We start from the raw sequence: 12,945 nt of genomic DNA, 5'->3' as shown, positions 1-12,945 counted from the left end.
GCTAGCGCGCCGAACACCCACCACTTCTGCCCGCAAAACGAGCGACATCGGTCAGCTGACGAGCGAGTCCTTCCAGGCCGCGTGCAACTCGGCGAAGCGACCACCGGCCTCGATCAGCTCTGCGGGCGATCCGTCCTCCACGATCCGCCCGTCGTGCACCACGAGCACGCGGTCGGCGATCTCCACGGTGGACAACCGGTGGGCGATGATCAGGGCCGTCCGGTCACCCAGCAGCTGCGAGAGTCCCTGCTGGACCAGCCGTTCGGAGGGAAGGTCCAGGGACGAGGTGGCCTCATCCAGAATGAGCACGGCCGGATCGGCGAGGAAGGCCCGGGCGAAGGAGACCAGTTGCCGCTGGCCGGCAGACAAGCGTCCGCCGCGCTTGGTCACGTCGGTGTCATAGCCCTCGGGCAGGGACAGGATGAACTCGTGCGCGCCGACGGCCTTCGCCGCGGCCTGGATCTCCTCGTCGGTGGCCTCGGGCTTGCCCAGGGCGATGTTCTCGGCCACGGACCCGGAGAACAGGAACGCCTCCTGCGTCACCATGACCACCTGGCGCCGCAAGTCCTTGGCGGAGAGCTGGCTCAGCTCCACGCCGTCCAGGGTCAGCGATCCGGAGGACAAGTCATAGAACCGCGCGATCAGCTTCACCAGGGTCGACTTGCCGGCGCCGGTCTGCCCGACCACCGCCACCGTCTGTCCGGCCGGGATCTCGAGATCGAACCGAGGCAGGATGGTGGCCCCGTCCCCGTAGCCGAACTCGGCGTCACGGAACTCGATCCGACCGGCCGGGTCGCGCAGTTCCACGGGCTGCTCCGGCTCGCGCACGGTCGGGGCCTCCTCGAGCAGTCCGGAGACCTTCTCCAGGGCCGCCGTGGCCGACTGGAAGGAGGAATAGAACATCGCCACCTGCTCCATCGGCTGGAACACGCGCTTACCGGCGAGCAACAGGGCCACCAGCACGCCGACAGCCAGCGTCCCATCGAGCACCCGGAAGCCGCCGAAGAGCAGCATGGCCACCACGGTGAGGTTGCCGGTGATAATCAGGGTCGGCTGCAGGATGCCGAACAGGTTGAGGGACCGGACCATGTCATTGCGATACTTGGTGGCCAGTCGCTCGTAGGTCTCGTTGTTGGACCGCTCCTTGCGGAACGCCTGCACCGCCCGGATTCCGGTCATCGTCTCCACGAAGTGCACGATCATCCGCGCCGAGGAGACTCGAGACTCCCGGTAAACGGCCTCCGAGCGCACTTGGTACCAGCGCACGGCGATGCCCACGGGGATGAACGCGACCATCAGGATCAGCGCCGAGCGCCAGTCCAGGATGACGATGGAGATACCGGTGAAGAGCATGAACATCAGCCCGGAGACCAACGAGGAGACCCCTTGGTCGAGCAGTTCGCGCAGCGAGTCCAGGTCGGAGGTCTGGCGGGAGATCACCCGGCCCGAGGTGTACCGCTCATGGAACTCGAGGCTGAGACGCTGCGTGTGCCGGAACACCCACACCCGCAGATCCAGCAGCATCGCCTGGCTCACCCGCGCGGTCAACCAGGTGTAGGTGCCCAGCAGCAGTCCCGCGGTCAGGGCGGCGCCCACATAGGTGCTCCCGACGGCGGCCAGCATCGGCGCGGGGGAGCCCCCGGCTTCCAGCGTGGAGATCACCTGCGGCAGTCCCCAGTCGATGCCCCACGCGATGATCAGCGGGAACGACGCGCGGGCGGCATTGGAGACCACCACGAGGACCGCGGTGAGAATCAGCTTCCACTTGACCGGCCGGGCGAGGTCCTTGAGCAGGTTCCACGACCGGGCCCGAATGTAGCGGCGTTCCTCGACGCTGAGGTCCAGCCGCTCCTCGCCCTGCGTGCCGAGCAGGGTGGGGTCTCGGCGCTGATGAGGCTGGGACCGGCTCATGGTTGGTCTCCCCGTTCCTGCTCCTCGCCGGGCGGGACCACAGGCATCGTCCCGGTGATCACGCCGGAGTCCATGACCGACTCGATCGACTTGTCCTCCTCGAAACTGGAGATGATGAAGCGATAGGGCGCTGACCGGGCCAACAGTTCGGCATGCGTGCCGACGTCGATGATCCGCCCGCTCTGCAGCACCGCCACGCGATCCGCCAGCGCCACGGTGGACGGTCGGTGCGCGACGATCAGGGTGGTGGTTCCGGACAGCACGGTGCGCAGGCGCTGAGTGACATCCTCCTCGGTCCGGACGTCCAGGGCCGAGAGCGGGTCGTCCAGCACGAGGATCTCCGGGCTGGCGGCAATGGCCCGGGCCAGGGCGATGCGCTGACGCTGACCGCCGGAGAGGCTCAGCCCCTCCTCACCGATCTGGGTGTCGACGCCCTCGGGCATGGAGTAGGTGAACTGGGCCTGCGAGGTCTCCAGGGCCACGTCCAGCAGCTCCTGCGCGGCCTGCGGATCGGCATTCTCACCGACCACCTCCGCCGGTGCCCCCAGCAGCACGTTGTTGCGGATGGAATCGGAGAACAGCGTCGCGTCCTCGAAGGCGATGGACACCTTCCGCCTCAGCTCGGACAGGTTGTAGTCGCGGACGTCCACGCCGTCCACGAGCACGCGTCCGGAGGTGGCGTCGTAGAGGCGGGGGACCAGTTGGACCAGGGTGGACTTGCCGGAACCGGTCAGGCCCACCAGCGCCAGGGTCTCGCCCGGCTGAAGTTCCAGGGTGACGTCGCGCAGCAGGGGCTCTGAGCCGGCGTCGGCATCCGGGTACCGGAAGCTGACGCCCTCGAACGTCAGGCCACCACGGGCACCGTCCACGGGATGCTTCCGATCGGCGGAGACTGGATCGTCGATGAGTACGGGGGAGTCCAACACCTCGAGATGGCGGTCGATCGCCGTCTTGGCGGACAATGACATCCCCATCAGTTGGCCCACGGATTCCACCGGTCCCGACAGGACAGCGGCCGTGGCGAAGAAGGCGGCCAGGGCGCCGACCGTGAGATCGCCGGTGGCGACGAGATAGATCCCGGTCGCCAGGGCCAGCCCGATCACCGTCTCCGGCAGGGCGACGATCAGGGCGATGAACTGCGAGAGCACGGCGGCCTTGCGCACCTCGGTGCCGCGCAGGGTGTCGGCCTGGCCGCGGAAGCCCTCCAGGGCCTCGCCGCCACGACCGAAGGCTTTCAGGACGCGGATGCCGTGGACCGACTCCTCCACGGTGGTCGCCAGGTCTCCGGCCTGGTCCTGCGAGAGCCGGGAGACCGCGCGGAAGTCGTTGCGGAAGTAGAAGGACCGCCACATGATCGGGACGGCCCCGGCCAGGTAGATCAGTCCCAGGATCCAGGATGAGCTGAACAGCAGCACCATTCCGATGGCGATCGTCACGAGCGAGACCACGAACATCACCGTGCCGAAGGCGATCCAGCGGCGCAGCAGGGACAGGTCACCGACCGAACGGGACAGCAACTGCCCCGAAGGCCAGGAGTCGTGGAAGGACACGGGGAGGCGTTGGAGCTGGCGGAAGAGATGAACGCGGGCCCGGTTCTCGACGCCGGCGGCCGGCGGCAGGATGAAGAAGCGGCGTAGGAAGATCAGCAGGCCCTCGGCGATGCCCAGGCCGGTCATGATGGCCACCGCGCCCCAGACGTCGGCCGCGGAGCCACCGGGATGCAGCACCGAGTTCACCAGGTGCTGGATGACCTGGGGGATGGACAAGGCCACCACGCCCGCGAGCATGGCGGAGAGCAGCCCCCCGACCCAACGCCAGCGGATGCCCTCGAGATAGGGGCCGAGACGCCCGATGGCCTCGAACATGGTGCGTTCCGGTTCGTCCTGGCGATGCCCCAGCGCGCGCCGTTCTCCGGTGCGAGCTGGCGTGGACACAGGAACCCCTCCCTGGACGGCGGACCGGCCGGTGGCAGACCGGCAATCCACTATCCTACGGCGTCAGGCGCGGGGCACGACGTCGAGCACCACGGCTTCGGGCCGGCAGGCGAACCGGACTGGGGCCTTGGGGGACGTCCCGATGCCGGCCGAGACCTCGAGCGGAGCCGTGCGGCGGCCATGGGTCCAGTCGGTCAGGCCGGAGGCCTGCCAGGTCGGCAGGTCGCAATTGGTGACGAGTGCGCCGTACCACGGTACGCAGATCTGGCCACCGTGGGTGTGGCCGGCCAGGATGAGGTCTGCGCCGTCGTCGACCATGGCATCCAGTACCCGGCGATAGGGTGCATGGGTGACTCCGATCCGCAGCGAGCGCGACGGCGTGGAGGTGACTCCGGGAAAACCGGGCCACTCGTCCCGTCCGAGATGGGGGTCGTCCGTGCCGGCGAAGTCGAGCCGGACCAGATTCACCACCCGGGAGATGCGCTGGTTGGACAGATTGAGCCAGCCCCGAGCCTCGAAGGTGTTGAACAGCTCCGACCAGGGCAGCTCGGTCCGATGGGGGTCCTGCTCGGAGGGTCCCGCCAGGTAGCGCAGTGGATTGGCCGGCTTGGGGGCGTAATAGTCATTAGAGCCGGGCACGAACACTCCGGGAACATCGAGCAGCGGGCCGAGGGCGTCCACGAGCGGCTGCAGCGATTTCGCCGAGGCGATGTTGTCCCCGGTGTTGACGACCAGGTCCGGTTTCAGCGCGGAGAGCGTGGAGAGCCACTCGAGCTTGTCCCGTTGGGACGGCGCCAAGTGGATGTCCGAGAGGTGCAGGATCCGGAACGGCCGGCCCCCTGAGGGCAGGATGGGCAACCGTTCGGTGCGCACGGCGAAGTTGCGAGCCTCCACCAGCGCCCCCCAGGCCACCATCCCCGCGCCGGTGGCCGCCAGAGCGCCCGTGGTCGCCGCCACCGGCGCGAGCCAGTCACGGCGCTGGCGAGCCTTCACGTTCCGAGTCCCCATGGTGCGTTGTGAGTCCTGTTCAGTCTTCGGTCGAGACGACGGCGCTGGGATCGTAGTACGGCTGCGGACCGCCACGTCCCTCCACCGTGATGGTCTCGCCGCCCTCGCGGGAACCCATGGTGCGCGGGTCGGACGCCGGACCGTCGTACGGGGTGAACTCGTTGGTCTCGTAATTCTCGGCGACGGTGCCCATGTAGTCGGCCCACATGGGCCCGGCGATGATAGAGCCCCACACGTCGTCGTAGGTGACATCGCCGATGGTGTGGCCTTCCAGGGTGTGCAGGTCCCGGAAGTTGCCGACCCACGAGGCGGTCGTCAGTCCGGTGGTGGAGCCGATGAACCACGTGGAGGAGGACGTGTTGTTGGTGCCGGTCTTACCGGCGATGGGGAAGGTGATGTCCTGGGCGATGCGCTCCGAGGCGATGGCCTTGAGCGTGTTGTTCAGCTCGGCCACATCCTGGGTGTCAGCGACCTTCTCGCAGTTGACCGGCGGAATCTGATACGAGTTCCCGCGAGTGTCCTTGACCTCGGCCAGCACACGGGGCTCGCAGTAGTTGCCGTCGTCGGCGAAGGTCGCGTAGGCGGAGGCCATCATCAGCGGGGAGACCTCTTCGGCACCCAGGACGAACGCCGGGTTGAGCGGGTTGATCGGCTCCCCGGTGCCGGCGTTGTGGATGCCCACCCGACCGACGAGATCCGTGATCCCGCAGAGGTCCTGAGCATAGGCCGCCGCGACCGTGGCCGTGTTGATGGACCAGTACAGTCCGTAGTCGGCGCGCATGGGCTTGTTCATGCCGGCGATCGCGTTGCGAACGGTCCAGGCGGGTCGGTCGATACGCAGCGGAATGGTTCCGTCCTTGGCACACGAACCCTGGAACTGAGCCATCTTCGGGTACGTATTGGTCCGGGCGTCGAGCGTGTCCGTCATGGAATGCCCCGACTCGATCCAGGACAGGAACGTGAACGGCTTCATGGTCGAACCGGCCTGGAATCCGTTGCTACCGCCCAGGGGCTTGTCCACGCTGAAGTTCAGCGTGGTGTTCTGGTCGCCCTCGGCAGCCGGGTCGAAGTTGGTGTTCTGGGCCATGGCCCGCACGTTGCCCGTGCCGGGTTCCACCGTGACCAGGGAGGCGCCGACGGCGTCGGTGTGGCCGCCACTGTCAATCTCGGTGTACGGGGCGTGCTCCCGGGCGGCCCGCTCCGCCTCCTTCTGCAGGGTCGAGTCCAGGGTGGTGGTGATCTGCAGGCCGCCGCGGGCCAGCAACCGCTCTCGCGACTCGTAGTCCGGGCCGAAGGCCTCGGAGTTCAGAATGGTGCCCTTCACGTAGTCGCAGAAGTAGTTGCCGTAGTCGGCGGACATACAGCCCGACTGCAGTGGCGTGATGTCGAGGCCCAGATCGGAGTCGACGGCCTCGTCGTACTCGGCCTGGGTGATGACCTGGTTGTCCAGCATGGCGCCCAGGACGATATTGCGGCGTTTGAGGGCGCCCTCGGGATTGTTCTCCGGGTTGTAGCCGTTGGGGGACTGCACCATGCCGGCGAGCATGGCGGACTCCTGGATGTTGAGATCCGCCGCATTCTTGTTGAAGAAGTATCGCGCCGCTGCCTCGACGCCGTAGACGCGGCCGGAGAACAGCACGATGTTGAGGTAGCCCTCGAGGATCTCCTCTTTGGACATCTCCTTCTCGACCGCCACGGCGAGCTTCATCTCTCGCAGCTTGTCCGCCACCGTCTTGGTGCCGGAGATCGTGGTCCGCTCGTTGTTGAGGTACTGAGCGTTGACCAGCACGTTGTTGACGTACTGCTGGGTCAGCGTCGAAGCGCCCTGGGTGGAGTCCGAGGTGACGTTGTTGATCACCGCGCGGGTCAGGCCGCGGGGGTCCACACCGCTGTGTTCATAGAAACGCTCATCCTCGATGGAGATGATGGCGTCCTGCATGTTCTGAGAGATCTTGTCCAGCGAGACCGGCACGCGATTCTCGGCGTAGAAGGTGGCCAGCAGATTGCCGTCCTTGTCCAGCACGCGGGACGGCACGGAGAGCGGCTCTTCCTTGAGCTCGGCGGGCAATTGATCCAGCATGTCACCGCCCGCTGTGGCCGTCGCCCCGCCGACGGCGGCCATCGGCAGCATGAGCCCCGCAGCGAGGACACCGCACAGCGCACTGACGCCGAGGAAAGCGACGATCTTGCCCAGCGTGGTGGCGGTGTCGAAGAAGGGAGACTTGCGGTTGGCCATGCTCACTATTCTAGCCGCGTGAGGTCCGTCTCCCCTCCATGATCGATTCTCCGCGTGGGCTCGTCGTGCGGCTAGGCTGGTTCCATGACAACGTGGGAATACCTCATCACTCCGCTGCCCTTGCACACGCCCAAGCAGGTGCTGGACATGCACGGCGCCGAAGGTTGGGAACTGGTCAACATCATGACCGGTCCGGAGGGTGGTTCCGTGGCGTACATGAAGCGGGCGAAGGAATGACCGATACGCCGGACACTGCTGACGACGCTGACACGACCGGCGAGGTCGAGGCCCGGCTCGCCGAACTCGGGCTGACGCTGCCTCCCGTCGCCGCACCGGTGGCGGCCTATGTGCCGGCGGTCGTGGACGGCAACCTCGTCCACACCTCCGGTCAACTGCCGTTCCAGGGTGGACAGCTCCCGGCCACCGGCAAGGTCGGCGCCACCGTTGACCTGGAGGACGCCACCGAACTGGCCGGCCTCTGCGCCGTCAACGCCCTGGCCGCGGTGAAATCCGTCATCGGCGATCTCGACCGCATCGAGCAGATCGTCAAAGTCGTCGGTTTCGTCTCCTCCGACCCCTCCTTCACCGGACAGCCGCAAGTGGTCAACGGGGCGTCCGAGCTCTTCGGCCGGGTCTTCGGCGACGCCGGCGCCCACGCGCGCTCCGCCGTCGGGGTGGCCGTACTGCCGCTCGACGCGCCGGTCGAGGTGGAGATCACCGTTCGGTTCCGGTGACGAGGCCTGACGAGGGTGCCGCCCCGCGACCGCCAGTACCGGGGATGCTGTCCTCGCGTGACCAGCGCTCGGCGGCCCGCGATCTTCGCACCGGGTTGTCGGTCGGCCACGGACCGGTGCACCGGGCCGAGTACGCCCCCGAGTCGCGGACCTTCGAGCTGCCGGAGGATCAATACCCGGCGGCCCGCAGCTGGTGGGTGCACGGTGAGCGCCGGCCGCGCGCCGCGCGTCGTGCCTCCTCGATCGCCGTGGTGCGAGACGGACTGAACGGCGTCGAGACCCTCTTGCGCTACCGTGCCGGGTCCACCCCGCTCGGCTCGGTCGCCTTCCCCGGCGGGTCCGTGGACGACGCCGACGAGGACGAGTGCGCCTGGTTCGGTCCCACTCCGGCTCAGTGGTCCAGGGTTCTGGGACTCGACGACCACCGGATGGTGCGCCGCCATCTGATCGGGGCGATCCGCGAGCTGTTCGAGGAGACCGGGATTCTGCTGGCCGGCGCGGATCGGCAGTCGGTGGTCGAGAATCCCGGCGGCAGCGAATGGATGGAGGCCCGGATTGCCCTGGACCGCCAGGACATCACGCTGCCGGAGCTGCTCAACCGCCGTGGCCTCGGACTGCACACCGATCTGCTGCGCGCCGTGGGCCGGTGGCGCAGCCCGCACTTCGCACACCGCCGATTCGATACCCAGTATTTCGCCGCCGCCGTGCCGCACGGCCAGGACACCTCCCTGATGGAGGGCAAAGGCCTGTGGGCCGCATGGGTGCCGGCCTCCTGGGTTCTGGCCGGGCGGGACAAGACCGTGCTCGGCGATGCGATCGGCCGGGAGGAGACCGTGGGCCGAACGCTCGGCCGGCTGACGGTGCCGGCGGTCGAGCTCCTCCTGGAACGGATGGCCGCGTCCGGTTCCACCGTCGAGTTCCTGACGGATCTGTCCATCCGCGGACAGGTTCCAGAGTTCACCGCTCAATTGCAGGGCAGCCCCGAAGAAGACGGTCCCGACGGCGGCTTCCGGCTGACCGTGGAGCTGCCGGCCGGGCGCTGGGGGAGTCCCTGCGAAGGCGCCCGACCCTGAAGGCAAGGCCCCTGACGGGGCCGCTGATCAGCGCGAGCGCTGACGCAGCCGCTGCAGGTCCAGAACGACGACGGCGCGGTTCTCCAAACGGATCCAGCCGCGCTGCACGAACTCGGCGAGGGCTTTGTTCACGGTTTCGCGGGAGGCTCCCACCAACTGGGCCAGTTCCTCCTGGGTGAGGTCGTGGGCCACGAGCAGGCCGTCATTGGCCGGGCGTCCGAAGCGGTCGGCCAGGTCGAGCAGCGCCTTGGCGACGCGGCCGGGGACGTCGGAGAAGACGAGATCGGCGAGGGACTCGTTAGTCTTCGACAGGCGCTGGGCCAGAGCACGCAGCAGCTGCATGGAGACCTCCGGCGTGGACTGGATGACCTTGCGCAGGTTCTCATGGCGCAGGCCGGCCAGGCGGGCCGTGGACACGGCGGTGGCCGTGGCGGTGCGGGGGGCCGGGTTGAACAGGGCCATCTCGCCGAACACCTCGCCCGGACCGAGGACGGCCAACAGGTTCTCCCGGCCGTCCGGGGAGGTCCGGCCGAGCTTGATCTTGCCGGACATGATGACGTAGAGCTGGTCGCCCTGGTCACCCTCATGGAAGGCGGAGGCGCCGCGTGAGAGCTCGACCTCGGTCAGTTCGGAGGTCAGCGCTGAGAAGACCTCGTCATCCAAGTTGGTGAACAGCGGGGCCTTACGCAGTACCTCGAGATCCATGTGTCCTTCGTCCTCACTGTCGACTGGCATGCCGGACGTTCACGACATGCGGGGCCATCGTCTGTTCCATTCTGCCCCATCTGCGGCAATGGTAACGGTAAAGTGGGGAGCTACGCGTACTCGCGGCTGACGCAGGACGGAGTCTCTTTGCTGGTAGGACTGACCTGGTTGGACTGGGTCTTGCTGATGGTCCTGTTCATTTTCCTCATGGCGGGCTTCCGACGAGGCTTCTGGGTGACGCTCGGAACCATCGTCGGACTGGCCGCCGGTGCTGCTGCCGCCTTCTTCTCCATTCCGCTGGTCTCCGAATGGGTGGCCGACCCGGCGTGGCGCATTCTGGCCATCATCGCGGCCGCTCTTGTCCTCGTACTGGTGGGCCAGGGAATCGGCGCCGGCATCGGCCGGGCCATCCGTCTGCGCATGGCGTTGCCCGGCCTGCGCACCGCCGATCGGCTCGCCGGGGCCGTGGTGAACACCGTCGTGGCCGCCGCGCTCATCTCGCTCGTGGCCTTCTCCGCGTCCTCGATGGGGCTGCCGTCGGTGACCTCGGCGATCTCGCAGTCGCGGGTGATCACGACGATCAACAACCTCGCACCGGAGTCGGCCAAGTCCTTCGTGGCCAAGGTCCGGGCCGACGTCGCCGGTTCCGATGTGGTGCCGGAACTGCCCCGGCCGGTGATCTCCGAGACGCCGACGGCCTCTCCGTCGGCTCCCGAACCGGGGAATGCGCTGGAACAGGCCCGGGAGTCGGTGGTGCGCATCTCCGGCACGGCGTTGGTGTGCGGGCAGAACCAGACCGGTTCCGGCTTCGCCGTGTCTTCGGACCGGGTCGTGACCAATGCCCACGTGCTCTCCGGAGTGACCGAGCCCTCGGTGGAAGCCGCTGACGGCACCGTGTACGCCGGCCGGGTCGTCCACTTCGATGCCATGCGGGACCTTGCCGTCATCGCCGTGGACGACGGTGAGCTGCCGCCCCTGAAGACCGGCGCGGACCTGGCGGACCAGGAGGCCGGCTACATTCTCGGATATCCCGCCGGTGGGCCCTTCCAGATGGGGCCGGCCGAGGTCCAGGCCCGGGGCACCGTGGCGGTCAACAACATCTATGGGGCGGACCCGGGCCAGCTGGACATCTATCAGCTCAACGCAGACGTCCAGCACGGCAACTCCGGCGGACCTCTGCTGAACGCTCGCGGCGAGGTGGCCGGCATCGTGTTCGCTCGGGCCTCCGGCGACCTCGAGGTGGGTTACGCCATCAGTGGCGACGAGGCAGAGCAGGCGTTGACCGAAGCTGACCAGATGGAGGACACCGTCTCCACCGGCCAGTGCATCCAGGGCGGCTGAAGCTGGCCTGACGTGCGGCGACGGCCGCGTGAACCTGCCCAAAAGGCGATCTCTGGTTTACCGTGGTTCGCACTAAGTTTTTTGTCTCACTCGCCACCGAACTCACCGCCTGATTCATGACCATGAGGATTCCCGTGTCAACACAGACTGCAATACCTCGCGAAGGCAAAGCCCGCCGAGAGCAATTCGCGGGCCGCTGGGCCTTCATCTTCGCCGCCGTGGGCTCTGCCGTGGGTCTGGGCAATATCTGGCGTTTCCCCTACATCGCCTACGACAACGGTGGAGGCGCCTTCATCGTCCCCTACCTGGTGGCGCTGCTGACCGCCGGGATCCCGCTGTTGTTCTTCGATTACGCGATCGGGCACCGCTTCAAGGGCTCGCCGCCGATGGCCTTCCGCCGGCTGAGCAGGTGGGCAGAGTCCATCGGATGGTGGCAGGTGCTGATCTGCTTCGTCATCGGCGTGTACTACGCGGCCATCGTCGCCTACGCCGCCATGTACACGTGGTTCTCCATCGGTGAGCGCTGGGGTGATGACCCGGAGACCTTCTTCTCCGCCGACTACCTCCAGCAGTCCGAGGGGGTCACGCCGACTCTGGAGTTCGTGCCGGCGGTGTTCTGGCCGATGCTCGCCGTCTGGGTGATCCTGCTGGTCATCCTGGGCGCCGGAGTGAAGAAGGGCATTGCGATGGCCTCGCTCATCGGCATTCCCGTGTTGGCGCTCATGTTCATCGTGCTGGTGGTCGTGGCCCTGTTCCTGCCGGGCGCCCCCGAGGGCCTGAACGCCCTGTTCACTCCGAACTGGTCCGTGCTGACCGATCCCCAAGTCTGGATCGCGGCGTACGGTCAGATCTTCTTCTCCCTGTCCGTGGGCTTCGGGATCATGATCACCTACTCCTCCTACCTCAAGCGCCGGACCAACCTCACCGGTTCGGGGCTGACGGTGGCGTTCTCCAACTCCAGCTTCGAGATCCTGGCCGGCATCGGCGTGTTCTCGGCCCTGGGCTTCATGGCTCAGGCCAATGGGGTGGAGGTCGCCGACGTGGTCGCCAACGGCATCGGCTTGGCCTTCATCGCCTTCCCGACGATCATCTCGCAGGCTCCGGCCGGTGCCGTGATCGGCGTGCTGTTCTTCGGCTCCCTGCTGGTGGCAGGCTTCACGTCGCTGATCTCGATCATCGAGGTCGTCGTGTCCGCCGTGAAGGACAAGCTCGGGTGGAGTCGGTGGGCCACCGTGTCCGTCGTCGTCGGGGTCTCCGGGGTGATCTCCCTGCTGCTGTTCAGCACCACGACCGGCCTGGCCGTCCTCGACGTCACCGACGCGTTCGCCAACAACTTCGGCATCGTCGGTGCGGCCCTGGTGGCCGTCGTGGTGGTGTCCTGGATCCTCCGCCGGCTGGACGGGTTGGTGTCCCACCTCAACGCGGTGTCCTCGTTCCGGGTGGGCCGGATCTACAAGGTCCTGATGGCGGTGATCCTGCCGATCGTGTTGGCCTACATGTGGATCTCGGACATCGTGCTCAAGGCCACGGAGGGTTACGGCGACATGCCGTCCTGGTTCCTGGGAACCTTCGGCTGGGGAATGTCCATCGCCCTGATCATCGTGGCGGTGCTGCTGTCCTTGCTGCCGTGGTCCCAGAAGTCGGCTCTGCACAGCGAGCTCAATGACACCCTAGAGCCAGAGGCGGCGCCTGCTTCCCACGGCCGGCACGCCGCGAACAGCCCCGAGCACTCCGAGAAGGGAGTCTGACATGGACCCGATCGCGATCGTTTTCCTGATTATCGCCATCGTGGTGGTGTGGGGTGGCCTGGCCGGTGCCCTGATCCATCTGCTGAAGAACCCGGACCACCTTTCCGGTGCGGAGACGGAGGACGCCGACCTCTCCCGCCCGACGGTGTCAGAAGGCCGTTAAACGCGCCAATCCTGACGGTTCGCAGTGATGATGACTGCGAACCGTCAGGATTGGCGCGATTTTTCGTGGTGGTTGCCTGAGCAGCCTGTCGT

11 protein-coding genes are annotated in these 12,945 nt (G+C 67.2%); 6 read left to right on the top strand and 5 right to left on the bottom strand.

What is annotated here, in order from left to right; genetic code table 11:
• Positions 1 to 51: 51 nt before the first annotated feature.
• From ACFQQD_RS02865 to ACFQQD_RS02850, 4 genes are all read right to left on the bottom strand, one after another.
• Positions 52 to 1,911: an ABC transporter ATP-binding protein gene (locus ACFQQD_RS02865; protein ID WP_378085983.1), complete on the bottom strand. Its 1,860-nt coding sequence runs from the start codon at positions 1,909 to 1,911 to the stop codon at positions 52 to 54.
• Entirely contained in the window at positions 1,908 to 3,776 is a 1,869-nt protein-coding gene (locus tag ACFQQD_RS02860) for an ABC transporter ATP-binding protein (protein WP_378086107.1), read from the bottom strand. Before ACFQQD_RS02860 ends, ACFQQD_RS02865 begins: the two co-directional genes overlap by 4 nt.
• A gap of 132 nt (positions 3,777 to 3,908) precedes the next feature.
• The gene (locus ACFQQD_RS02855) at positions 3,909 to 4,853 is read right to left on the bottom strand and encodes a metallophosphoesterase (protein WP_378085981.1); all 945 of its coding nucleotides are present in this window, start codon (positions 4,851 to 4,853) and stop codon (positions 3,909 to 3,911) included.
• A 19-nt stretch (positions 4,854 to 4,872) separates the two neighbouring features.
• The gene (locus ACFQQD_RS02850) at positions 4,873 to 7,089 is read right to left on the bottom strand and encodes a transglycosylase domain-containing protein (protein ID WP_378085979.1); all 2,217 of its coding nucleotides are present in this window, start codon (positions 7,087 to 7,089) and stop codon (positions 4,873 to 4,875) included.
• Between the two features lie 84 nt (positions 7,090 to 7,173).
• Here ACFQQD_RS02850 and ACFQQD_RS02845 point away from each other — a divergent pair, with 84 nt between their 5' ends.
• The 3 genes from ACFQQD_RS02845 to ACFQQD_RS02835 are packed head-to-tail and all read left to right on the top strand — an operon-like array spanning position 7,174 to position 8,896.
• Positions 7,174 to 7,326 carry a hypothetical protein gene (locus ACFQQD_RS02845; RefSeq protein WP_378085977.1) on the top strand — a complete coding sequence of 51 codons (153 nt, stop codon included), beginning with the start codon at positions 7,174 to 7,176 and terminating at the stop codon, positions 7,324 to 7,326.
• On the top strand, positions 7,323 to 7,823 hold the full coding sequence (locus ACFQQD_RS02840) for a RidA family protein (protein ID WP_378085975.1): 501 nt from the start codon (positions 7,323 to 7,325) through the stop codon (positions 7,821 to 7,823). The genes ACFQQD_RS02845 and ACFQQD_RS02840 overlap by 4 nt, the downstream gene beginning before the upstream one ends.
• Positions 7,824 to 7,867: 44 nt before the next feature.
• Positions 7,868 to 8,896, top strand: coding sequence for an NUDIX hydrolase (locus ACFQQD_RS02835; protein ID WP_378085973.1), 1,029 nt, complete (start codon positions 7,868 to 7,870; stop codon positions 8,894 to 8,896).
• A 27-nt stretch (positions 8,897 to 8,923) separates the two neighbouring features.
• Here ACFQQD_RS02835 and ACFQQD_RS02830 read toward each other — a convergent pair whose 3' ends face one another.
• Positions 8,924 to 9,601, bottom strand: a complete 678-nt coding sequence (locus ACFQQD_RS02830; protein WP_378085971.1) for a Crp/Fnr family transcriptional regulator — start codon at positions 9,599 to 9,601, stop codon at positions 8,924 to 8,926.
• Between the two features lie 102 nt (positions 9,602 to 9,703).
• Between ACFQQD_RS02830 and ACFQQD_RS02825 the strand changes: the two genes are divergently transcribed.
• The 3 genes from ACFQQD_RS02825 to ACFQQD_RS02815 all read left to right on the top strand — a co-directional run bounded on the left by ACFQQD_RS02825 (position 9,704) and on the right by ACFQQD_RS02815 (position 12,853).
• Positions 9,704 to 10,942, top strand: a complete 1,239-nt coding sequence (locus ACFQQD_RS02825; RefSeq protein WP_378085969.1) for a MarP family serine protease — start codon at positions 9,704 to 9,706, stop codon at positions 10,940 to 10,942.
• Between the two features lie 122 nt (positions 10,943 to 11,064).
• The gene (locus ACFQQD_RS02820) at positions 11,065 to 12,690 is read left to right on the top strand and encodes a sodium-dependent transporter (protein WP_378085967.1); all 1,626 of its coding nucleotides are present in this window, start codon (positions 11,065 to 11,067) and stop codon (positions 12,688 to 12,690) included.
• Between the two features lies 1 nt (position 12,691).
• On the top strand, positions 12,692 to 12,853 hold the full coding sequence (locus ACFQQD_RS02815) for a methionine/alanine import family NSS transporter small subunit (RefSeq protein ID WP_378085965.1): 162 nt from the start codon (positions 12,692 to 12,694) through the stop codon (positions 12,851 to 12,853).
• Positions 12,854 to 12,945 lie beyond the last annotated feature (92 nt).

It is taken from the genome of Citricoccus sp. GCM10030269 (genome assembly GCF_042665635.1).
Taxonomy (GTDB): Bacteria; Actinomycetota; Actinomycetes; order Actinomycetales; family Micrococcaceae; genus Citricoccus.
Note: the sequence above shows the minus strand (reverse complement) of the source record. Positions and strands in the feature narration are given on the sequence as shown.

Bases quoted from the DNA above. Each gene is read 5' to 3' on its own strand.
- ACFQQD_RS02865 (WP_378085983.1), bottom strand. From the start codon at position 1,911: ATGAGCCGGTCCCAGCCTCATCAGCGCCGAGACCCCACCCTGCTCGGC.
- ACFQQD_RS02860 (WP_378086107.1), bottom strand. From the start codon at position 3,776: ATGTTCGAGGCCATCGGGCGTCTCGGCCCCTATCTCGAGGGCATCCGC.
- ACFQQD_RS02855 (WP_378085981.1), bottom strand. From the start codon at position 4,853: ATGGGGACTCGGAACGTGAAGGCTCGCCAGCGCCGTGACTGGCTCGCG.
- ACFQQD_RS02850 (WP_378085979.1), bottom strand. From the start codon at position 7,089: ATGGCCAACCGCAAGTCTCCCTTCTTCGACACCGCCACCACGCTGGGC.
- ACFQQD_RS02845 (WP_378085977.1), top strand. From the start codon at position 7,174: ATGACAACGTGGGAATACCTCATCACTCCGCTGCCCTTGCACACGCCC.
- ACFQQD_RS02840 (WP_378085975.1), top strand. From the start codon at position 7,323: ATGACCGATACGCCGGACACTGCTGACGACGCTGACACGACCGGCGAG.
- ACFQQD_RS02835 (WP_378085973.1), top strand. From the start codon at position 7,868: ATGCTGTCCTCGCGTGACCAGCGCTCGGCGGCCCGCGATCTTCGCACC.
- ACFQQD_RS02830 (WP_378085971.1), bottom strand. From the start codon at position 9,601: ATGGATCTCGAGGTACTGCGTAAGGCCCCGCTGTTCACCAACTTGGAT.
- ACFQQD_RS02820 (WP_378085967.1), top strand. From the start codon at position 11,065: ATGAGGATTCCCGTGTCAACACAGACTGCAATACCTCGCGAAGGCAAA.
- ACFQQD_RS02815 (WP_378085965.1), top strand. From the start codon at position 12,692: ATGGACCCGATCGCGATCGTTTTCCTGATTATCGCCATCGTGGTGGTG.